Source organism: Mycetocola sp. Y442 (assembly GCF_056898615.1).
The window spans coordinates 511,793-532,808 of sequence record NZ_JBXHBV010000001.1 but is presented as its reverse complement, the minus strand read 5'-3'; the positions used below and the strand labels follow the sequence as shown (position 1 = coordinate 532,808).

At 65.5% G+C, this 21,016-nt stretch carries 17 protein-coding genes and 1 other RNA gene; 10 read left to right on the top strand and 8 right to left on the bottom strand.

Annotated elements, in window-relative coordinates:
• Positions 1–38: 38 nt before the first annotated feature.
• The 3 genes from AC1X6S_RS02520 (at position 39) to rnpB (ending at position 2,046) form a co-directional block, all read left to right on the top strand.
• On the top strand, positions 39–857 hold the full coding sequence (locus tag AC1X6S_RS02520; RefSeq protein ID WP_483404244.1) for a Nif3-like dinuclear metal center hexameric protein: 819 nt from the start codon (positions 39–41) through the stop codon (positions 855–857).
• A gap of 47 nt (positions 858–904) precedes the next feature.
• On the top strand, positions 905–1,642 hold the full coding sequence (locus tag AC1X6S_RS02515; RefSeq protein WP_483404243.1) for a zinc ribbon domain-containing protein: 738 nt from the start codon (positions 905–907) through the stop codon (positions 1,640–1,642).
• A gap of 40 nt (positions 1,643–1,682) precedes the next feature.
• Positions 1,683–2,046, top strand: an RNA gene (gene rnpB, locus AC1X6S_RS02510) — RNase P RNA component class A.
• A gap of 46 nt (positions 2,047–2,092) precedes the next feature.
• On the opposite strand, the gene ppgK is transcribed toward rnpB, so the two are convergent.
• Together ppgK and map are read right to left on the bottom strand one after the other, a co-directional pair.
• Positions 2,093–2,863 (bottom strand): polyphosphate--glucose phosphotransferase, encoded by a 771-nt coding sequence (gene ppgK / locus AC1X6S_RS02505; protein ID WP_483404242.1) that lies wholly within the window; start codon positions 2,861–2,863, stop codon positions 2,093–2,095.
• Positions 2,860–3,741 (bottom strand): type I methionyl aminopeptidase, encoded by an 882-nt coding sequence (gene map / locus AC1X6S_RS02500; RefSeq protein WP_483404241.1) that lies wholly within the window; start codon positions 3,739–3,741, stop codon positions 2,860–2,862. Before map ends, ppgK begins: the two co-directional genes overlap by 4 nt.
• Before the next feature lie 35 nt (positions 3,742–3,776).
• Between map and AC1X6S_RS02495 the strand changes: the two genes are divergently transcribed.
• Positions 3,777–3,965 carry an SPOR domain-containing protein gene (locus tag AC1X6S_RS02495; RefSeq protein ID WP_483404240.1) on the top strand — a complete coding sequence of 63 codons (189 nt, stop codon included), beginning with the start codon at positions 3,777–3,779 and terminating at the stop codon, positions 3,963–3,965.
• Positions 3,966–4,000: 35 nt separating this feature from the next.
• On the opposite strand, the gene panB is transcribed toward AC1X6S_RS02495, so the two are convergent.
• The gene (gene panB, locus AC1X6S_RS02490) at positions 4,001–4,834 is read right to left on the bottom strand and encodes a 3-methyl-2-oxobutanoate hydroxymethyltransferase (RefSeq protein ID WP_483404239.1); all 834 of its coding nucleotides are present in this window, start codon (positions 4,832–4,834) and stop codon (positions 4,001–4,003) included.
• A gap of 112 nt (positions 4,835–4,946) precedes the next feature.
• On the opposite strand from panB, the gene AC1X6S_RS02485 reads away from it, so the two are divergent.
• A complete protein-coding gene (locus AC1X6S_RS02485) occupies positions 4,947–6,302 on the top strand; it encodes a glutamine synthetase family protein (protein WP_483404238.1) in 1,356 nt (451 codons plus the stop codon).
• Between the two features lie 24 nt (positions 6,303–6,326).
• The gene (locus AC1X6S_RS02480) at positions 6,327–9,320 is read left to right on the top strand and encodes a bifunctional [glutamine synthetase] adenylyltransferase/[glutamine synthetase]-adenylyl-L-tyrosine phosphorylase (RefSeq protein ID WP_483404237.1); all 2,994 of its coding nucleotides are present in this window, start codon (positions 6,327–6,329) and stop codon (positions 9,318–9,320) included.
• A 214-nt stretch (positions 9,321–9,534) separates the two neighbouring features.
• On the opposite strand, the gene glnA is transcribed toward AC1X6S_RS02480, so the two are convergent.
• Positions 9,535–10,959 carry a type I glutamate--ammonia ligase gene (glnA, locus tag AC1X6S_RS02475; protein ID WP_108391105.1) on the bottom strand — a complete coding sequence of 475 codons (1,425 nt, stop codon included), beginning with the start codon at positions 10,957–10,959 and terminating at the stop codon, positions 9,535–9,537.
• A 138-nt stretch (positions 10,960–11,097) separates the two neighbouring features.
• On the opposite strand from glnA, the gene AC1X6S_RS02470 reads away from it, so the two are divergent.
• Positions 11,098–11,526, top strand: a complete 429-nt coding sequence (locus tag AC1X6S_RS02470; RefSeq protein ID WP_483404236.1) for an RDD family protein — start codon at positions 11,098–11,100, stop codon at positions 11,524–11,526.
• A gap of 21 nt (positions 11,527–11,547) precedes the next feature.
• On the opposite strand, the gene AC1X6S_RS02465 is transcribed toward AC1X6S_RS02470, so the two are convergent.
• Positions 11,548–12,258, bottom strand: a complete 711-nt coding sequence (locus AC1X6S_RS02465) for a DUF4191 domain-containing protein (RefSeq protein ID WP_483404235.1) — start codon at positions 12,256–12,258, stop codon at positions 11,548–11,550.
• Positions 12,259–12,442: 184 nt separating this feature from the next.
• Between AC1X6S_RS02465 and AC1X6S_RS02460 the strand changes: the two genes are divergently transcribed.
• The gene (locus tag AC1X6S_RS02460) at positions 12,443–14,014 is read left to right on the top strand and encodes a protein kinase family protein (RefSeq protein ID WP_483404234.1); all 1,572 of its coding nucleotides are present in this window, start codon (positions 12,443–12,445) and stop codon (positions 14,012–14,014) included.
• Here AC1X6S_RS02460 and sucB read toward each other — a convergent pair whose 3' ends face one another.
• From sucB to AC1X6S_RS02445, 3 genes are all read right to left on the bottom strand, one after another.
• On the bottom strand, positions 14,015–15,511 hold the full coding sequence (gene sucB / locus AC1X6S_RS02455; protein WP_483404233.1) for a 2-oxoglutarate dehydrogenase, E2 component, dihydrolipoamide succinyltransferase: 1,497 nt from the start codon (positions 15,509–15,511) through the stop codon (positions 14,015–14,017).
• A gap of 71 nt (positions 15,512–15,582) precedes the next feature.
• The gene (lpdA, locus tag AC1X6S_RS02450) at positions 15,583–16,956 is read right to left on the bottom strand and encodes a dihydrolipoyl dehydrogenase (protein ID WP_483404232.1); all 1,374 of its coding nucleotides are present in this window, start codon (positions 16,954–16,956) and stop codon (positions 15,583–15,585) included.
• Between the two features lie 96 nt (positions 16,957–17,052).
• Entirely contained in the window at positions 17,053–18,552 is a 1,500-nt protein-coding gene (locus AC1X6S_RS02445; RefSeq protein ID WP_483404231.1) for a leucyl aminopeptidase, read from the bottom strand.
• 142 nt (positions 18,553–18,694) lie between these two features.
• On the opposite strand from AC1X6S_RS02445, the gene AC1X6S_RS02440 reads away from it, so the two are divergent.
• Both AC1X6S_RS02440 and AC1X6S_RS02435 read left to right on the top strand, forming a co-directional pair.
• Positions 18,695–19,636 (top strand): proteasome assembly chaperone family protein, encoded by a 942-nt coding sequence (locus AC1X6S_RS02440; RefSeq protein WP_483404230.1) that lies wholly within the window; start codon positions 18,695–18,697, stop codon positions 19,634–19,636.
• A gap of 25 nt (positions 19,637–19,661) precedes the next feature.
• Positions 19,662–20,978 (top strand): MFS transporter, encoded by a 1,317-nt coding sequence (locus AC1X6S_RS02435; RefSeq protein ID WP_483404229.1) that lies wholly within the window; start codon positions 19,662–19,664, stop codon positions 20,976–20,978.
• Positions 20,979–21,016 lie beyond the last annotated feature (38 nt).

Below are 21,016 nucleotides of genomic sequence, written 5' to 3'. Positions count from 1 at the left end.
CGGCCCAGAAAGCGAAACGCTTTCTGTAGGCTGGCTCTGTGCCATATTCACTCCGCGAGGTCCGCGACACTGTCGAGTCGCTGTGGCCGATCGCCGGCGCTGAATCCTGGGATGCATCCGGCCTGATCGCCGGTGACCCCGATGACCAGATTTCCCGGGTCCTCTTCGCCGTCGACGCCGTGTCTGAGACCGCGACGCAAGCCGTCGAGTCGAAGACCGACCTTCTGCTCGTGCACCACCCGCTTCTCCTCCGCGGTGTTACGACCGTTGCGGGCGACACGTACAAGGGCTCAGTCCTCACCCGGCTGATTCGCGGCCACTGTGCGCTTCTCGCTGCGCACACCAACGCGGATGTCGTCGCCGACGGAACCTCGGGAGTCCTCGCGAAGCTGCTCGGACTGACGGATGTCGCCCCACTCGTTCCCTCCGCCGACGGCGTCAGTGGCATCGGGCGGGTGGGCCGATTGCCAGCTCCAACCTCGCTCGGTCACCTCGCACACACGCTCGCGAAAATTCTTCCAGCCACCGCGACGGGCATCCGTGCGTCCGGCGACTACGACTCGGAAATCCGGACCGTGGCCCTCTGCGGTGGAGCAGGTGACTCGCTGCTTCGCGAGGATGCTGTGACGAGCGCAGACGTGTACATCACGAGCGACCTTCGCCACCATCCGGCATCCGAAGCGCGTGAGCAGGCCATCGTCGGCGGAGGACCGGCGCTCATCGATGTCTCACACTGGGCAAGCGAGTGGCTGTGGCTCGACGTCGCTGCCGCACAACTGGCCGAACGCCTGCCTGACCTCTCCATTGCCGTGAGCGACATCCGCACAGACCCATGGGACTTCGTCGTCACGCAGTGACAACCAGGCTCAAGACAACTCCAAACCAGAATCACAAGGGACCCGACGTGAAATCCAGCCTCGCAGAGCAGAAAAAACTGCTCGAATTGCACACCATCGATTCCGGGCTCGCCCGCATCGCCCACCGGGAGAAGAGCCTGCCCGAGATCGCCGAGTACACGGCAGTGTCCAGGGAGCGGACGGAACTCAGCGGCCGGATCGCCGCAGAACTCGGTGAGCTCGAGGACGCGAAGACTGAGCTCGGTCGGCTGGAAAGCGACGCTGGTGTGGTCGACGCTCGGATCGCCAGGGACACCGAGCGCATGAACTCGACATCGAGCACGAAAGACGTGGCCGCGTTCGAGTCTGAACTCGAGTCGCTCTACCGGCGCAAGTCAAACCTCGAGGACATGGAACTCGTCGTGATGGAACGCGTCGAGGTCGCCGAGGCGCAGCTCTCCGCTACTCGCGACCTCGACAGCGACCTCGGGGCGAAGCTTCACGAGATCGGAACGAGGCGCCGTGCCGCGCTCGACGAACTCGCTCAGGAACGCGCGACGCTCACCGCGCAGCGCCACCTCCTCGAGCACTCGGTGGCACCCGACCTTCTCGCTCTCTACGAGAAGCTGCGGTCGAAGACCGGCACCGGCGCCGCCCTGTTCCGTGCCGGGACCTGTGGAGCGTGCACGATGTCGCTCACCGGCAACGAACTCGTCAAGGTGCGCGCCGCCGACATCGACGAGGTTCTCGAGTGCCCGGAGTGCGGCGCCATCATGGTGCGCACCGAGGAGTCGGGTCTCTGGTAGCAGCGATGCTCCCCACCGCCCGGTAAGCTCGAAGTGTGAATGGGTCGGCAAGACGGCCGCGTCACCAGTAATGGTGCCGAGGAACGTCCGGGCTCCACAGAGCAGGGCGGTGGGTAACACCCACCCGGGGTAACCCGCGAGACAGTGCAACAGAAAGTAGACCGCCGGGCGCGCAAGCGCCAGGTAAGGGTGAAACGGTGGTGTAAGAGACCACCAGCGACCGGGGTGACCCGGCCGGCTCGGTAAACCTCGCCCGGAGCAAGGTCAGACAGAGGACTATGGGGCTGCTCGTCCCGTCCTCGGGTAGGCCGCTTGAAGGCTGCGGTAACGCAGTCTCTAGAGAGATGGTCGTCCAGGGCGCAACTGCGCCTGAACAGAACCCGGCGTATCAGCCGGCCCATTCACCTTTGTACGACGGATGCCGCGCAGCGGGCTCAGCCCGGTTCCGGCTCAGCTGAGCGGTGGAATCGTGCGGACTGCGAGCGACGCGGCGCCAAGGATCCCCGCATTGTTGCGGTGGACGGCCGGGACGATCGGCGCCGTCAGGGTGAGCCGGGGCAGGAACAGCTCGTGGTGTTTTGACACGCCACCGCCCACGATGAAGAGGTCGGGGGAGAAGTACGCCTCCAGCCGGGAGTAGTAGGTCTGGAGCCGCTTCGCCCATTCCTTCCAGGACAGGCCTTCCCGCTCGCGCGCCGAGTTCGAGGCGCGCGTCTCAGCGTCCACCCCGTCGATCTCGATATGCCCGAACTCCGCGTTGGGAACGAGAACCCCGTTGTGAAGGACCGCGGTGCCGATCCCGGTGCCGAGCGTTGTCATGAGCGCGACACCCTCGATGCCCTTCGCGGCGCCGAACCGGGCCTCGGCGTAACCGGCGGCATCCGCGTCATTGACGAACGTGATGTCCCTGCCGAGGGCATCCTCGAAATAATCCTCGGCCTTGAGTCCGATCCACAGCTTCGAAATGTTCGCCGCCGACAGCGTGACGCCGTGCTTGACGACGGCGGGGAAACAGACACCGACCGGTGCGTCCGGGTCGTGCACCTGGAGCTGGTCGACCAGCTTCACCGTCTGCGCGATGATGTCTTCCGGTGTGCCGCCCGCGGGTGTCGGCACCTTGATCCGATCGCTCAGCAGGGTGCCTGTCGACAGGTCGACGACGGCCCCCTTGATGCCCGTTCCACCGATGTCGATGCCGACGGCGGTCGTCGGGGCGGTCATGCTGCTGCTCCAGTTGGCAATGTCAGGATGTCCGCACCGGTTTCAGTGACGACCAGGGTGTGCTCGAATTGCGCTGTCATGCTCTTGTCCTTTGTTGTCACTGTCCAGTCATCGGCCCACAGGTCCCACTCGTGGCTGCCGAGGGTGAGCATGGGCTCGATGGTAAAAACCATGCCGACTTCCATCACCGTGTCGTACTGGGGCGCTGAGTCGTAGTGGGGGATGATCAGTCCCGAATGGAATGCGCTCCCCACTCCGTGCCCCGTGAAGTCGCGAATCACGCCGTAGCCGAATCGTTTCGCGTACGACTCGATCGCCCGGCCGATCACGTTGACCTGTCGCCCGGGCGCGATTGCCTTGATGCCTCGCCTGAGGGATTCTTCAGTGCGTTCCACCAGCAGACGGACGTCATCGGCGGCTGTACCGGCGATGAAGGTCCTGTTGCTGTCGCCGTGCATCCCATCGAGGTACGCGGTGATGTCGATGTTGACGATGTCGCCGTCTTCGAGCACAGTGTTGTCGGGGATGCCGTGGCAGACGACCTCGTTGACCGAACTGCACACCGACTTCGGAAAGCCCCGGTAGCCGAGCGTCGACGGGTACGCACCGTGCTCGATGAGGTAGCGGTGCCCGATGGCGTCGAGTTCATCGGTGGTGATGCCAGGCCGGACGTTCTCGCCAACGAGGGCTATCGCATCCGCAGCGATTCGTCCGGCTGTGCGGATTCGCTCGATCTCCGCTGGTGAATACACGTTGGAGCCCGTGTATTTCGCGGGAGATTTCCGGCCGACATACTCGGGCCGGCGGATCGGCGGCGGCACCTGGCGCTCGGGGGATCTCACACCGGCGATCAGGTGGCCGTTCGGGTCCTTAGGCATAGGATCAAGCTTAGCGATCCAGAGAGGGGCCTCCCGTGGCACAAGATCCATCCACGCAGTTCTGGTACAACCTCAAGACCGGTCAGGTCGAACGGGGATACCAGTCGCCGTCTGTCGACCGCGCCGGACCGTTCGCAACGGAGGCCGAAGCGGCACGAGCCCCTGAACGGCTCCGCGAGAACAGCCGCAAGTGGGCCGAAGAAGAGGCAGCGGAAGACCGCTGAACCGGGGCAGGTGCCGTCGGAGACACTCGCCGGCGTTAGTGGTAGCTGTATTCGTCGCCGGGGTAGATGCCGTCGGCCACCTCCGTGCGGAAGGCAGAGACCGCATCGGTCAACGCGCCGCGAACGTCGGCGTATTTCTTGACGAACGACGGGATGCGCCCCGTGGTGAGCCCGGCGAAGTCGGTCCAGACCAGCAGCTGCCCTGAAACGTGGGGTCCGGCGCCGACACCGATCGTCGGAATATCGAGTTCGGCCGTGACGAGTTCCGCGCTCTCGGCCGGCACCATCTCCAGGACGACGGCAAACGCTCCGGCGTCCTGAACCGACCGCGCGTCGCGCAGGAGCTGCTCAACCGCGTCCCCGCGGCCCTGGATGATGTGGCCGCCAAGCCCGTGCTCGCTCTGCGGTGTGAACCCGATGTGGCCCATGACCGGGATGCCAGCGGACACGATGCGACGGATCTGGTCGTGGCTGCGTTCACCGCCTTCAAGCTTGACGGCTTGGGCTCCGGTTTCCTTCATGAACCGCAACGCGGTCTTGAGGGCATCCTCCGGACCATTTTCGTAGGATCCAAAGGGCATGTCGGCGACGACGAGAGCACGCTTGGCGGCGCCTGCGACGGCTCGGGTGAGCGGGATGAGCTCGTCGACGGTGACGGGAAGCGTCGTGTCGTAGCCGAGCACGTTGTTTCCGGCCGAGTCGCCGACGAGGAGAAAGTCGATGCCCGCCTCGTCGAAGATCCGGGCGGTCAGCATGTCGTAGCTGGTGAGCCCGGTGATCTTGATGCCCTGTTCTTTCGCGCGCTGGAAGTGGCGTGTGCGAACTCGGGCGGGGCTGGACGACGGTGCGCTCTTCATTGGCTCGCTCATGCCCGCCAGTCTATCGATCCGTTGCGTCAATTCAGGTGCCGTAGCTGCCAGCACACGGCGCAAGGAACGGATAGCCTATGAGCAGGCAACGCACGACACCTAAGGGGAGTGGATGGATAAGCAGCGCGACTTCGTTCTTCGTACTATCGAGGAGCGGGGAGTCAAGTTCGTCCGGCTGTGGTTCACAGACGTCGTCGGCACGCTGAAGTCGGTGGCCATCGCCCCTGCCGAGGTCGAGGGTGCGTTTGCCGAGGGTCTCGGTTTCGACGGGTCAGCCATTGAGGGCCTGAGCCGTTCGTACGAATCTGACCTGCTCGCTGTCCCTGACCCGACAACGTTCCAGCTTCTGCCCTGGCGCGGCGAGATCGACCCGACCGCCCGGATGTTCTGCGACATCACGACGCCTGACGGTCTTCCGGCGGTGTCTGACCCGCGCAACGTCCTCAAGCGGACCCTGGAGAAGGCAGCCGACAGGGGCTTCACCTTCTATACCCACCCCGAGATCGAGTTCTATCTGCTCAAGTCGGCGAAGCTCGGCAAGGAGGGCCCGGTTCCTGTCGACTCGGCGGGCTACTTCGACAACGTCCCCGGTGGCACGGCTCACGACTTCCGTCGCCGCAGCGTCCGGATGCTGGAGGACCTCGGCATTTCCGTCGAGTTCAGCCACCACGAGGCCGGACCCGGTCAGAACGAAATCGACCTGCGATACGCGGATGCGCTCACCACAGCGGACAACATCATGACGTTCCGCACGGTGATCAAAGAGGTCGCCATCGAGCAGGGCGTTTACGCGACGTTCATGCCGAAGCCGCTGTCTGACCAGCCGGGCTCAGGCATGCACACGCACATGTCACTGTTCGAGGGCGACAGCAACGCGTTCTACGAGGCGGGTGCCCAGTACCAGCTCTCCAAGGTCGGCCGGCAGTTCATCGCCGGGTTGCTCCGCCATGCGCCGGAGATCACCGCGGTGACCAACCAGTTCGTCAACTCATACAAGCGTCTCTGGGGCACCGTCGGTCGTAACGGGCTTGCCGAAGCTCCGAGCTTCGTCACCTGGGGGCACAACAACCGGTCGGCTCTCGTTCGCGTGCCGCTGTACAAGCCCAACAAGGGCGGGAGTGCCCGTGTCGAGTACCGCGCCATCGACTCGGCCGCGAACCCGTACCTCGCGTACTCGCTGCTCCTCGCAGCCGGACTCAAGGGCATCGAGGAAGGTTACGAGCTTCCACCGGAAGCGGAGGACAACGTCTGGAGCCTGAGCGATTCTGAGCGCAGGGCTCTGGGTTACTCCGCGTTGCCCGCGAGCCTCGACCACGCCATCCAGTTGATGGAGGAGTCGGAACTCGTCGCGGAGACGCTCGGTGAGCAGGTCTTCAACTATGTTCTGGCCAACAAGCGACAGGAATGGCACGAGTACCGTGCGCAGGTGACCCCGTACGAGCTCGAGAAGAACCTCGAGATTCTCTAAGCGGTTCGGCGACGGGGACACTCGATGCGACGCGAGCAAACAGCGCTGAGCGAACTCGCTCGGCTCGGCTTCGCCGGGCTGAGCGGGGTCAGGGCGCTTCTCGACGAGCTCGACGGTGTCGTTACCGTCGACGTGGCCGGCCTGCTTCCTCAGTTCGGCCTGGCTGCTGACCCCGACCAGGCGCTCAACTGCCTGGTCAGGCTCGGGCGGATGCACCCGACGGAACTGAACGGCGTCTTTGCGAACCCGGGTCGCACGGAGACGCTGATCAGGCTGCTTGGCGCTTCAACGGGCCTCGCTGAATTCTTCCAGCGGCATCCCGCCGAGCTCGAACGGATCCCTGACCGGCCGCGCCGGCTCCCGACGCGCGCGGAGCTGACCGAGAGCATGCTCGACTCCGTCGGTGCCCATGACGGGTTTGCCGAGGTCACCGACGATGAGGCGTGGACCCGTCTCCGGGTGCGTTACCGGCGCTGGCTTGCACGGATCGCCGCACACGACCTGCGCGCGGATGACCCGGTCTCGGTGTTCGACTCCATCGCCAAAGCGCTGTCCGATGCGGCATCCGCAGCGTTTGAAGCATCCATCGCCGTCGCCAGGACCCAGGTCACCCAGCCGGGGAACGGCCCGATGCTGTTTTCCGTCGATGAGGTGCGCGCAACGCGGTTCGCGGTGATCGGGATGGGCAAGGCAGGAGCAGGCGAACTCAACTACGTCAGTGATGTCGACGTGATCTTCGTGGCGGAAGGCGACGAGTCCGCCGGGCTGTCGAACCAGCGCGCCATCGATGTAGCCACGCGACTCGCGATGCTGACGATGCGCGGGCTCGGCCAGGCCGGGATCGAGCCCGAGCTCTGGGAGGTGGATCCCAACCTGCGGCCCGAGGGCAAGCAGGGAGCGCTCGTGCGCACCCTCGAGTCCCACCTGGCGTACTACGAGCGGTGGGCGAAGAGCTGGGAGTTCCAGGCGCTGCTCAAGGCGCGGGCGTTCGCTGGTGACGCCGAACTGGGCGAGCAGTATGTCGACGCGATCGCGCCGTTTGTCTGGTCAAGCGCGGGCAGGGAGGGCTTCGTCGACTCGGTGCAGCGGATGCGCGAGAGGGTCACCGAGCACATTCCCGCCGATGAGGTGCACTATCAACTCAAGCTGGGGCCTGGCGGGCTCCGGGATATCGAGTTCACCGTGCAGCTCCTCCAGCTGGTGCACGGCGCTGTTGACGCCGACGTGCGGGAACGTTCGACCCTGCTGGCGCTCGACGCGCTGAGCGCCAACAGTTACATTGGGCGCGAGGAGGCCGCGGCCTTCGCCGCCGACTACCGTTTCCTACGGGTGCTCGAACACCGGTTACAGCTTGGCGGCCTTCGCCGCACCCACCTGATGCCCCGAGACAAGGAAGAGCTTCGCGTACTCGCGCGCGCGTCGACGCTCGCGCCCAACGCCGATGCGCTCGTCACCCGCTGGGAGAGCACCAAGCACGAGGTGAGGAGCCTCCACGAGCGGCTGTTCTACCGTCCGTTGCTCGCCGCCGTTGCCGCCCTTCCCGACGAGGAAGTTGCGCTGAGCCCCGCACAGGCCGAGGCGCGCCTCGCCGCGATCGGTTTCAGGGATCCGAAGGGGGCGCTGTCGCACATCGCAGCGCTCACCGCCGGTGTGTCCAGGCGCGCGACGATCCAACGTCACCTCCTGCCGGTCATGCTCCGCTGGCTCGCCGAGGGCGCAGACCCTGACTACGGGCTCATCGCGTTCCGTCGGCTCAGCGAATCGCTCGGCGGAACACACTGGTTCCTCCGCACCCTCCGGGATTCCTCCGGGGTGGCTGAGCGCCTCACGCGGGTGCTCAGCGGCTCCCGTTACATCGGTGAACTCCTCGACCAGATCCCCGAGGCCGCTGCCTGGCTCGCCGACAACAACGACCTTCACGGCAGGTCGCTCGCGGCTATCGAAGACGAGATGTCGGCGATTCTTGCGAGGCACGACACGGATGCCGCGGCCGCGAAGGCGATTCGCCGCGTTCGTCGCAGGGAGATCCTCCGCCTCGCACTCGGCTCCGTGCTCGGGGTCATCGAACTGCCGGAACTCAGCCGGGGGCTCACCGACATCACCACGGGAACCATCAGAGCGCTGGTGCGCCTGATCCGACGCACCGATGGACTCGGCGAGGACAGCCTCGAGTTCGCCGTGATCGGGATGGGCAGGTACGGCGGCGCTGAACTCGGGTTCGGATCCGACGCTGACGTCATGTACGTCTACCGGGCGACGGCCATGGACAACGAGCAGTCACACCGGGCAGCAAACCGAATAGTGGCGGAGCTCAACCGGCTGAGCGAGGACCACCGCTTGCCGCTCGACCTCGACGTCGGGCTCCGCCCCGAGGGAAAGAATGGGGCTGTCACCCGCTCCCTCGACTCCTACCGGGCCTATTACGAGCGGTGGTCGCTCACCTGGGAGGCACAGGCCTTGCTCCGCGCGGACGGCGTCGCGGGTGACGACGCTCTGATCACCGACTTCGAGTCGCTGGCGGACGCCATCCGTTATCCAGCGGAGATCTCGGATGCCGCGGTGCGCGAGGTCAAGCGCATCAAGGCGAGGGTCGAGAATGAGCGACTGCCGCAGGGTGCTGACCCGTCTCGGCACGTCAAACTGGGGCGCGGGTCGTTGAGCGACGTTGAATGGTTCGTACAGCTGCTCCAGCTCGAGCACGGGGCTGCGATCCCAGGCCTGCGGACGACGAGCACCCTGGGGGCGCTGCAGGTGGCCGTGGAGAACGACCTCGTCACGCCGGAGAGCGCCGAACGCCTTCGGGCAGCGTGGATCTTCGCGTCCCGGCTCAGGTCCGCGATGACGCTGTGGCTGAACCGCACGACCGATGTCCTGCCGAGTGACCGGATGCAGTTGAACGGCATCGCACGGATCCTCGGCTACCCGCCGGCGTCTGCGGCCCGGCTCGAGGAGGATTACCTCGCGGTGACCCGCCGCGCACGCAGCGTCTTCGAGAAGCAGTTCTACGGAACGCCGTAGGGGTTCGCTGCTGCGGGATATCCCCCCGGCGCCCATCGGCGCCCGACCGCACTCTCGGGGAGATATCCCGACATCCCGCTATCCCGATATCCAGCGTCCGCTCGGCCAGACAGGGCTGCCGCTGGGGAGCAGCGTCAGGGGCCCGGCGTGAAGGCACAAACGACTGCGGGCCGCCCACCCCGAGAGGTGGACGGCCCGCAGAGGCACACGTGGGTTACACGCCGTAGTAGAGCTCGAACTCGAACGGGTGCGGACGCTGAGCGAGAGGCTTGATCTCGTGCTCGCGCTTGAAGTCGATCCAGGTCTCGATCAGTTCACGCGTGAACACGTTGCCCTGAAGGAGGAACTCGTGGTCTGCCTCGAGCGCCTGAAGGGCACCCTCCAGCGAGGACGGAACCTGTGGGATGCTCTTCGCTTCTTCCGGGGGAAGTTCGTAGAGGTCCTTGTCGACCGGCTCGTGCGGCTCGATGCGGTTCTTGATGCCGTCGAGGCCTGCCATCAGCTGCGCGGCGAACGCGAGGTACGGGTTACCCGATGCGTCTGGCGCGCGGAACTCGATGCGCTTGGCCTTCGGGTTCGTTCCCGTGATGGGGATACGAATCGATGCCGAACGGTTTCCCGCCGAGTAGACGAGGTTGACCGGTGCTTCGAAGCCGGGAACGAGGCGGTGGTAGCTGTTGACCGTCGGGTTCGTGAACGCGAGGACGGCCGGCGCGTGCTTGAGCAGTCCACCGATGTACCAGCGTGCGACATCCGAGAGTCCGCCGTAGCCTGCCTCGTCGTAGAACAACGGGGTGTCGCCGTTCCACAGCGACTGGTGGGTGTGCATTCCCGATCCGTTGTCACCGAAGAGTGGCTTGGGCATGAACGTCGCGGTCTTGCCCCACTGCTGTGCCGTGTTCTTGACGATGTACTTGAACTTGAGGATGTCATCCGCCGAGTGCACCATCGTGTCGAACCGGTAGTTGATCTCACCCTGGCCGGCGGTGCCGACCTCGTGGTGGCTGCGCTCGAGGATCAGGCCAGCGTCGATGAGCTTGAGGCAGATGTCGTCGCGCAGGTCAGCGTGCTGGTCAACGGGGCTGACCGGGAAGTAGCCGCCCTTGTACGGGGTCTTGTTGGCGAGGTTTCCGCCGGGCTCTTCGCGGCCCGAGTTCCAGGCGCCTTCGCTGGAGTCGACGGAGTACGAGCTGGAGTGCTGGTTGATCTCGTAGCGCACGTCGTCGAAGATGTAGAACTCCGCCTCCGGGGCGAAGAACGCGGTGTCGGCGATGCCGGTGGACGCGAGGTATTTCTCGGCCTTCTTCGCGACCTGGCGCGGGTCCTTCGAGTAAATCTCGCCGTTGCGCGGGTTGTAGATGTCGAAGACGATGATGAGCGTGCGCTCAATGCGGAACGGGTCGATGTACGCCGTCGTCACGTCGGGGATGAGCTGCATGTCCGACTCGTGAATGCTGGCGAATCCCCGGATCGATGAGCCGTCAAACAGCTGCCCGACAGTGAAGAATTCCTCGTCTACTGTCGACGCCGGGATGTTGAAGTGCTGCTGCACACCAGGGAGGTCGGTAAACCGAATGTCGACGAACTTGACGTCCGTGTCCTTGATGAACTTGAGCACCTCGGAAGAATCGCTGAACATATGGAAAACTCCAAATAGGGTTGGAACCGAGAAGGATGCAACGTGCAACCTCTTGAAGGGTATGCACCCGGGGTTACCCGACAGTGACACCCATGTTTCTGGCATGTTACACGTCCGAAGCCGACGTAGGATTTAACAATGCCTGCAGACAGCCGCCATCCCGCATCATCCGGCGACATCGCCCCGAGTCGATACCCCGGAGAGCGCCTCGGGCTTCCCGAGAGCGGCCCGCACAGCGTGGCACGGCTCGGCAGGAGACTCGGCGCACTCACCGTGGACTGGATCATCGCCATGCTCGTGTCGGCGATGTTCTTCAACGCGGACGCGTGGGCAAACCTGCTGGTTTTCGCGGTATTGCAGATCGTTTTTCTGCCAACGATCGGTGCGAGCATCGGACACCGGGTCTTTGGACTCCGGCTGATCCGGGTGACAGGCGGCTGGGCCGGTGTCTGGCGGCCTATCGTTCGAACCGCGCTGCTCGTCATCGTCGTTCCCGCTCTCGTCTGGGACTCAGACCAGCGCGGGTTCCACGACAAGGTTGCTGGAACGGTCCTCATCCGAGCCTGAGGACCGTTCGCGGCGAGGCGATTACCGCGCGCGCTGCGGCTTGACCTTGAACGGGTCGACGCCCTTCGGGATCGGCAGGCCGTTCGAACTGAGCGACGACAGCCGGTTGACGATGGCGAGCACCTCCGGCTTGGTCAGCGTCGACTTGACCTTGCGAACGGTCCTGGGCAGCTTGTGCAGCGGGACCGAATCAGCGTCTGGTCCGACATAGAAAACGGTGACAGGAACGTTGGGAAGCACGCGCTTCACCTTGCGCTTCTCGTCTTCGACAAGGCGTGTGACGCGCGAGCGCGGGCCTTCGCCGACGAGGACGACTCCACCCCGCCCGACGGCGCGGTAGACCGCGTCCTGGGTTTTCGCATTCGCGTTGACGGGCATTTCGCTACCCTGCCAGCCGCGGGGGAGTGAACTGCGGAAGACGGCGCCGACGGCACCGGGCTGGCCGGAGATCTGACCGTACGCCGCTTTTTCGGCTTTACGGCCGAGGACGATCATTGCGGCGAGGATGCCGGCGAGCACGCCGGCGATGATCCAGAGGACAAGACCGAAGACGCTGCCGCCCGAGATGAGGATCGCGAGAACGACGGAAACAGCGATGCTCCCGAAGAACGCGAGGAGGATCCACCAGACGGCGGTCTTGTCGTAGCGGCGGGTCATCTGGAACACCTGCCACATTTGCTTCAAACGGCCTGGTTCCTTCGCAGCCTTAGCTGGCTTTTCTTTGCGTGCCATGGGATCAAGGATACCGGCATCCGGGAGGGTCCGATGTGCCCGGTCGCTCCTGATTTTGCGGGGCCGGGCAACGCCTCGTGCGGGGGTGGTGCACCGGCCCCCTCACACCCGCAGGCTGCTGAGATCCGCTCCACCGGTCGGGCCGGCCCAGTCCGGACCGGCTCGCGGCGGGGAGAATCGGCGGATGAGACCAGCCCTGTTCCGGCGCGGGCCTTCACCACGCCGCACCGCCGGTGCAGCGCCGCGTGCTGTCACCTCCTCCGACAAGGTGGCCGGTGACGCATCGGGTGCGGACGCGGTCGGGTCAGGCCTCGACAGTGTGCTGTGTGGCTATCGCCTCGTTCGCGTCATCGAACACACCCCAGACGCAACGACGTGGCTCGCGGTGCCCGCCCAGGCAGTCGTACCCGCCGCCGAACCGGACGGCGGGTCAGCGTCCAGTGCGATCGAGCTCACGCGACTCGCCGGTCAGGCTCCATCGGCACTCGCAGCAGCGGCCGCCGGACTCTCACCCTACGTTCACGCTGCGCTCGACGTAGCCACCGATGACACAGGTGCCCTCATCCTCATCGCCGAGCGCACGCAGGGCACGCTCGCCGGGCTACTGGCCGAGCGCAGGACACTGCTGCTGGGGGAGGCGGTCACCATCCTCGCGCCGGTGGCTTCCGGCCTCGCCGCCCTGCACACGGCGAGGATTGCGCACGGCGCTCTCACACCAGACGCTGTCGCATTCACCCCGCACGGCCGCCCCCTCATTACCCGGCTCGGCGTCCGGGGTGCCCACGTACCCGACGACGCGACAGCTGCCACCCGGTGGCGTCAGGATCGCCTGTCCCTCGGTGCAATCCTCCGCTGCGTACTCGACAGGTGTGAGGACTCTGTCGGCGATGCCGTGCCATCGCTCCACCGATGGTTCGACCGGACCGTCGGTGACTCTCCCGACGCCGTGTTCTTCAGCCAGCTGGAGCTGCGGCTCTTCGCCCTCGCTGACCCCCTTCCCGTCGACCTCGACCGGGAAAATACGGCAGCGGATGCCCCGGACCTCCCGGCCGGTCCGCTCACAGGGCCGGGCCGCCCCGAGCCACCCGACGTCCAGGGGGCCGGCGGCTGGCTGTCGGGGATACTCACCGGCACCGGGCTCGACCTGGTGGCCGACCTCGCCGATCGCTTCTCGCCGACGACAGCGATCGTGGAAGTGATCACGGAGAGAACCGCCGGATTGGGAGGCTGGGTCCGGCGAGCCCTCAGCGGGAGGGCGGCCCTGGTCGTCGTCGTGACGGTGGTCACGATTGTGACGGTCTGGGGAGGGTTGAGCGTGCTCCCCGATTCGACAGCGGCCCCGAAGCCGGCACACACCGCATCATCGCCACCGGCTGTTTCGCTCAGCGGCGCCGAGCGCACCGCCATCGGCGCCGAGGATCCGGACGCGGCGGTCCGAGCGCTTCTCGGGTTCCGTGCGCGATGCCTCGCGAGCGGCAGCGCCGAGTGCGTAGCGGTCGTCGATGAGCCCGGATCTGCCGCGGAGGCCACCGACCTGCACGCCCAGGAGACGAAAGGCACCGCCCCGCTGAGCGCCTTGCCCGCAACCGGCGTTGCCGGACTGCAGATCGAGCTCATCCAGCGCACGGGCAACGCCGTGTTGTTTCGCGTCGGCGGGACGCCCGACACAACAAACCAGCCGGTGCTCGTCCTCGTGATGAAGACGAACACCGGCTGGCTGTTGCGGGACCTTGCGGAGCCCGACGGACTTTCCTGACTAGATGCCGAGGTCGGCCTCGAAAGCGCCTGCTTCCAGACGGTTCTTGACGGCGACGAGGTAGCCGGCAGCATCCGCACCGTCAACGATGCGGTGGTCGTACGACAGGGCGAGGTAGACCATAGAGCGGATCGCGATGGCTTCCTGGCCCGCAGCCTTGACGACGACGGGACGCTTCACGACGATGCCGGTTCCGAGGATCGCGGACTGCGGGAGGAACACAACAGGGGTGTCGAAGAGCGCGCCACGCGAACCGGTGTTGGTCACCGTGAACGTACCACCGGAAAGCTCGTCAGGCTTGAGCTTGTTGGCGCGGGTCCGGTCGGCGAGATCAGCGATCTGCGCGGCGGTCTCGGCGATGTTGAGGTCGGTTGCGCTGCGCACCACCGGGGTGAGCAGGCCGCGCTCGGTCTCAACGGCGATCGAGATGTTCTCGTGGTCGGGGTAGACGATCGAGTCACCGTCGATGGTCGCGTTGACGACCGGGTACGCGGTGAGTGCCTCGGCTGCTGCCTTGACGAAGAACGGAAGGAAGGAGAGCTTGTTGCCTGTCTTCGACAGGAACTCGCCCTTCACCTTGTCGCGGAGCGTCGCGATGTTGGTCACGTCGACCTCGATCACCGTGGTGAGCTGGGCTGAGGTCTGCATCGACTGGACGGCGCGCTCGGCGACGACCTTGCGGAGGCGCGACATCGGCTGCGTGGTGCCACGGAGCGGGGAGATCTCGAGCGGCTTGGCCTTCTCGGCGGCCGGAGCCGCGGATGCTGCCTGGCTGGCCTGCAGAACGTCCTCCTTGCGGATGCGACCGCCGACACCGGTACCGGTGATTGTCGACAGGTCGACACCCTGCTGGTTGGCGAGGCGCCGGACCAGGGGAGTGACGTATCCGCTACCGAGCGATTCGCCGCCGACGGGAGCCTTCGCCGGAGCGGGAGCTGCCGGAGCCGGGGCTGCTGCGGGAGCCGCAGGAGCTGCGGGAGCCGCAGGAGCTGCAGCCGCCGGAGCGGGTGCAGCTGGAGCGGGTGCTGCCGCGGCGGGCGCGGGTTCCGGTGCGGCAGGCGCCGGGGGAGCAGGTGCGTCTGCGGGGGCCTCGGCCGGTGCGGCCTGGGCCTCCTCGGGGACCTCGGTCGACGGCTGGACCGACGGCGCCTCGGCTTCGTTGGACTCCGCCTCCGCGGATTCCGCGGGCTGCTCGGCAGCGGGTTCAGCGGCAGGCTCTGCCTCTGCGGCGGGCTCTGCGTCACCTGCCGGTGCGGATGACCCGTCACCGATCTTGACCAGGGCGGTGCCGACCTCAACCGTTTCGTCTTCCTGCACGAGGATCTCTTCGATCACTCCGGCGACGGGCGACGGGATTTCGGTGTCGACCTTATCTGTCGATACCTCGAGCAGCGGTTCGTCGACCTCAACCCGATCCCCGACGTTCTTCAGCCAGCGGGTGACCGTACCCTCGGTGACACTCTCGCCGAGTGCCGGAAGGCTTACGGATTCTGACATGACCTTGTCTCCTTTGAAACCAATTCTTGCTGTATGAGCTTAGTGACGAACGCGCCCGCGGCGGGCGAGAACTAGAGTGCGTGCAGGGGCTTTCCCGCGAGGGCGAGGAAAGCCTCGCCGAGCGCTTCGCTCTGTGTGGGGTGAGCGTGGATCAGAGGAGCGAGGTCCTCCGGGTACGCTTCCCAGTTCACAGCGAGCTGGCCTTCAGTGATGAGTTCGCCAACCCGGGCACCGATCATGTGGACTCCGACAACGGGACCGTCGATGACACGAACAACCTTGACGTTTCCGGCGGTTCCGATGATCTCGCTCTTGCCGTTGCCGGCGAGGTTGAAGTCGTACGCCTTGATCTTGTCTGCGCCGTACTGCTCAGCAGCCTTCGCTTCGCTGAGACCGACTGATGCGACCTCAGGGTCGCAGTAGGTGACCTTGGGGATGTTGACGTCGGGGATAAGCACCGGCTTGAGTCCGGCGATCTCCTCGACGGCGAAGATGCCCTGCTGGAAACCACGGTGTGCAAGCTGGAGTCCAGGGACGATGTCGCCGACGGCGTAGAGGCCCGGGATGTTGGTCTCGAGGCGCTCGTTCGTGATGACGAATCCACGGTCCATCGTGACGCCGACCTCTTCGTAGCCGAGGTTGGCCGTCGACGGGCCACGGCCGACAGCGACGAGGAGAAGCTCTGCCTCGATGGTCGTTCCGTTCTCGAGCGTGATGACCACGCCGTTCTCGTCCTGGGTCACACCCTGGAAGCGCACGCCGAGCGAGTAGTTGATGCCGCGCTTGCGGAATGCACGCTCGAGTCCCTTGCTGATGGACTCGTCTTCATTGGGAACGAGGTGCGGGAGAGCCTCGATGATCGTGACATCCGAACCGAACGACTTCCACACGCTCGCGAATTCGACGCCGATGACGCCTCCGCCGAGTACGGCAACCTTCTTGGGCACGAAGTCGAGTTCGAGTGCGTGTTCGCTCGTGATGACGCGTCCGCCGATGTCGAGACCGGGGAGGGAGCGGCTGTACGATCCCGTGGCGAGGATCACGTTCTTGCCCGTAACCGTCGTGTCGCCAACCTGTACCGTCGTCGGCGACGTGAGCCGGCCTTCACCCTCGATGACCGTGATTCCGCGGGCCTTGATCAGGCCCTGGAGTCCCTTGTACTTCTTCGCGACGATTCCTTCGCGATACGCGGTGACGCCCGAGATGTCGATGCTGTCGAACGTGGCCTTCACGCCGTACTTCTCCGAGTCACGCGAGACGTCGGCAACCTCGGCCGAGTGCAGAAGCGCTTTGGTTGGAATGCAGCCGCGGTGGAGACAGGTGCCACCGAGCTTGTCTTTCTCTACAAGTCCGACGGTAAAGCCGAGCTCGCTAGCGCGCAATGCTGCTGCGTAGCCGCCGCTTCCACCACCGAGAATGACGATGTCAAAATTCTGCTCCGACACTGAGTTGCTCCCTCGTGCATCTGGGTTCATGCGTAAGTCACCGTCCCTGGGTCGGGGTGGTAACGCGATAGGCGTTTTACTGCCCATACGACCTTACTACGGGCGGGAAAAGTCTTCGGCCATCCTGAGCAGCGATCGAACGGCCACTCCGGTCGGCCCTGTCCCGGTGAATCCATACGCGGATTCACCGTTGGTACCTGAACCGGCGATGTCGAGGTGCGCCCACGGAATGGACGGAGCGTCGGGTGCATCGCTCGTCTTTCCGATGAACTCGCGCAGGAACAGGCCGGCGAGGAGCATTCCGCCCGCCCGGTTTCCGACCTTGGCGTTCACGAGGTCAGCGACATCGGAGCGAAGCAGGCCCCTGAGTTCCTCGGCGAACGGCATCGGCCACATGGTTTCACCTGTGGCCTTCGCGGCGTCGAGGACCTGCGCGACAAACGCGTCATCTCCCATGACACCCGAGTACCGGTTGCCCAGTGCCACGACGGCGGCGCCGGTCAGCGTGGCGACGTCGACGATGGCATCCGGCATCTCGGCACTCGCGGCAACGAGACCATCCGCCATGACCAGTCGGCCTTCGGCATCCGTGTTTGTGACCTCGACGGTTGTACCGTTCTTGATCCGCAGTACGTCGCCGGGGCGAATTGCTGTCCCTGACGGCATGTTCTCCGCGATGCAGAGCCACGCAGTGACCCGCACGTTGAGGTTCAGCTCGGCTGCCGCGCGAACGACGGCGAGGACGGTGGCCGCGCCGGTCATGTCATCCTTCATGCCGAGCATCGACGCTGCGGGCTTGAGGCTCAGTCCGCCGGTGTCGAAGGTGATGCCCTTGCCGACGAGTGCGAGGTGGCGAGGAGCGCCTTCCGGAGCGTACGCCAGTTTGACGAGACGCGGCCCGCGGCTTGAGCCCTGGCCGACACCGAGGATTCCGCCGAACCCGTCACGCTTCAGGGCGTCTTCGTCCCACACGGTGACGTCGATGGGCAGGTCGCGAACGGATGCCTCCGCCGCCTTGGCGAGCGTCTCCGGGTACAGATCGTTCGCGGGCGTCGCTGCGAGGTCCTTGACCTCGGCGACAGCGCTGGCGATGACGAGCGCCCGCGTGGTGAGAGCGGCGACTTCGTCACTGCCGGCCAGTGCGTCGTCAGCGACCACGGCCACGCGCGCGACGGGGGTCTTCTGGCTGTCGATGGATGTGCCCTTGTATGCGGTAAAGGAGTACGCGCCGAGCGCAGACCCCTCAAGCACGGCGGCCAGGGCAGCTGCATCGCCGAGGGGGAGGGCGATGGCGACCGACGTCGCGCCGGCGAGCTGCCTGACAGCGGAGCCCGCGGCGAGGCGAAGGGCGTCCGGGGAGATGGTTGCCCCAAGACCTATGATCGCGATGGTCGGAAACTCAGCGGTCCCTGGCACGCGAACGAGCTGGTCCACCGCGCCTGTGACGCCAACGGCGCCCAGCGAGGCGGAAAGGAATTCGAAACCGTCAGGGGCGTGCAGCCGGGGACTCTTCCCCTCGGCAGTTGCGCCGACGACGAGGACGTCGGCGTTCAGATCGGAGGCGGAGCGGGAGACGGAGAGTTCGGGTACGGCCATTGCTTCATGCTAGCCCGTGGCGCCCCTGGCGCCCGTGGCGCCCGTGGCGCCCGAGCGGCAGTTGCCGGCCTGTTCGCTCTGGGCGCGCGTCCACGGTCGCGTAGGGGGAGGTTCGCTCCTCTGCGCCGTTTAGAGTGGATGCATGAGCGTTTCCGGCGATCTGTTCGAGCTGACCCCAACGGCATCCGCTGTGCCCCAGGGGCTTGACCTCGTGATCGCGCTGACCGGGTTCTCCGATGCCGGTGGTGCGGCTGGCCAGTTCAACGAGTACTCCCGCGAGGCGGTGTCGAGCGAACCGATCGCCGTCTTTGACAACGATCTGCTGCTCGACTACCGCGCTCGGCGGCCGATCATCTACTTCAATGAAGACCGCCTCACCGAGTACTCGCCTCCTGCGCTCCAGCTCTCGCTGGCTGAGGACGACATGCACAGGCCCTTCCTCATGCTGACCGGATACGAGCCCGACTTCCTCTGGGAGCGCTTCGTCCGCGAGGTCATCGCGTTGATCGACCGTTTCGGCGTCGCCCGCACGATGTGGGTTCACGCGATCCCGATGCCGGTTCCGCACACCCGCCCGATCGGAGTCACGGTGAGCGGTACGCGCGAAGACCTGATCGACGCGATGAGTGTATGGCGTCCACACACCCAGGTCCCGGCCAACGTTCTTCACCTGCTCGAGTACCGCCTCACCGAACGCGGGTCGGATGTCGCTGGATTCGCGTTGCTGATTCCGCACTACCTCGCAGACACCGAGTTCCCAGCGGCGGCACTCGCGACGATCGACAGCATCAGCGCGGCGACCGGGCTCATCCTCCCGACCGACGAGCTCAGGGAAGAGGGCAGGGACTTCGTCTCTCGCATCGACGAGCAGGTGCAGGGCAACGAGGAGCTTCAGCGCCTCGTCGGTACCCTGGAGCAGCGCTACGACGCCTATATGGAGAACAACTCCCTGAAGTCGCCACTGATGGACTCGGATGGCGAGCTCCCGAGTGCCGACGAGATCGCGGACGAACTGGAGAAATTCCTGGCCGCACGGAAGGGTCACGACGACGGACCGTCCGGTAGCCAGGACTCACGCCCCTGATCGCCGGCTGGCATAGGGTTGACGGGTGAATTCCCGCAGATCCTGGTTCGTCTTCTGGGTTGGTGTCATTGCGTACATCGCCGCGGTCATGCAGCGGTCGACGCTCGGCGTAGCGGGAGTGTCCGCAGTCGAGAGGTTCGACGCGACGGCGTCAGCCCTCAGTACGCTCGCGGTCGTCCAGCTCATCGTTTACGCTGCGCTCCAGGTCCCGATCGGTGTTCTCATCGACAGGCTTGGCCCGCGCATTCTCATCATCTGCGGACTGTCGCTCATGGTTGCCGGGCAGGCCGTCCTGGCCTTTGCCCCGTCGATCGGTGTCGCCGTTCTCGGGCGGGTTCTGGTTGGCGCCGGTGACGCGGCAATTTTCGTCTCGGTGATGCGACTGGTGACGTCGTGGTTCTCCGGGCGGACGGTTCCGCAACTGTCACAGTGGATGGGCAACCTCGGTCAGGCCGGGCAGATCCTCTCGGCGATCCCATTCGCATGGGTTCTTCACGAGGCAGGGTGGACGTCCGCGTTTCTCGCCGCCGCGTCCTTCGTCGCGCTTGCCCTCGTCCTCTCCCTCGCGGTGATTCGTGACCGGCCCGCCAGCTCGACGGAGCAGCCGCGGGTGGCGACGCTCGGCGAGGCGCTCAGGGAACTGCGGGCGAGCTTCACCCGTCCCGGCACCCAGCTGGGCTTCTGGGCCCACTATTCGACGCAGTCATCCGGAACCGTGTTCTCGCTGCTGTGGGGCTACCCGTTCATGGTCTACGCGATGGGACTCGACGAGCCGCTCGCCGCCTCAATGCTTCTCGTTGTCGTGGCATCCGGTGTCATCATCGGTCCCGTTCTCGGCCTGCTCTCGGCGAGGTTCCCGTACAGGCGAAGCAATCTCGTTCTCGCGATCGTGTTCGTGATCGGCGGGGCGTGGGCGCTCTTCCTGAGCTGGCCGGGTGTGCCTCCGCTCTGGCTGCTCATCCTTCTCCTCGTCGTTCTCGGCGCTGGCGGTCCCGGATCCCTGATCGGATTCGACTTTGCCAGGACCTTCAATCCCGTGCGCGTGCTCGGGGCAGCCAACGGGGTCGTCAATGTCGGAGGGTTCCTCGCCAGCTTCGTCATGATGTTCCTGATCGGCGTGATCCTCGATGTCCAGGCCTCTCCGGGGGCGGGTACCGCAGAGTTGTACAGCATCTCTTCGTTCAAGCTCGCGTTCCTTGTGCAGTACCTCGTGATCGGTTTCGGAGTGGTCATGCTGATCGGTGCTCGCAGGCGGACGCGTCGCAGAATTGTCATGGATGAGGGAATTGAAGTGGGGCCATTGTGGGTTGCAGCTATAGAGAGATTCCGACGCCGCCGCTGAGGTCGCCGCAGGGCGGGCGCCGGGGAACAGGACCCATG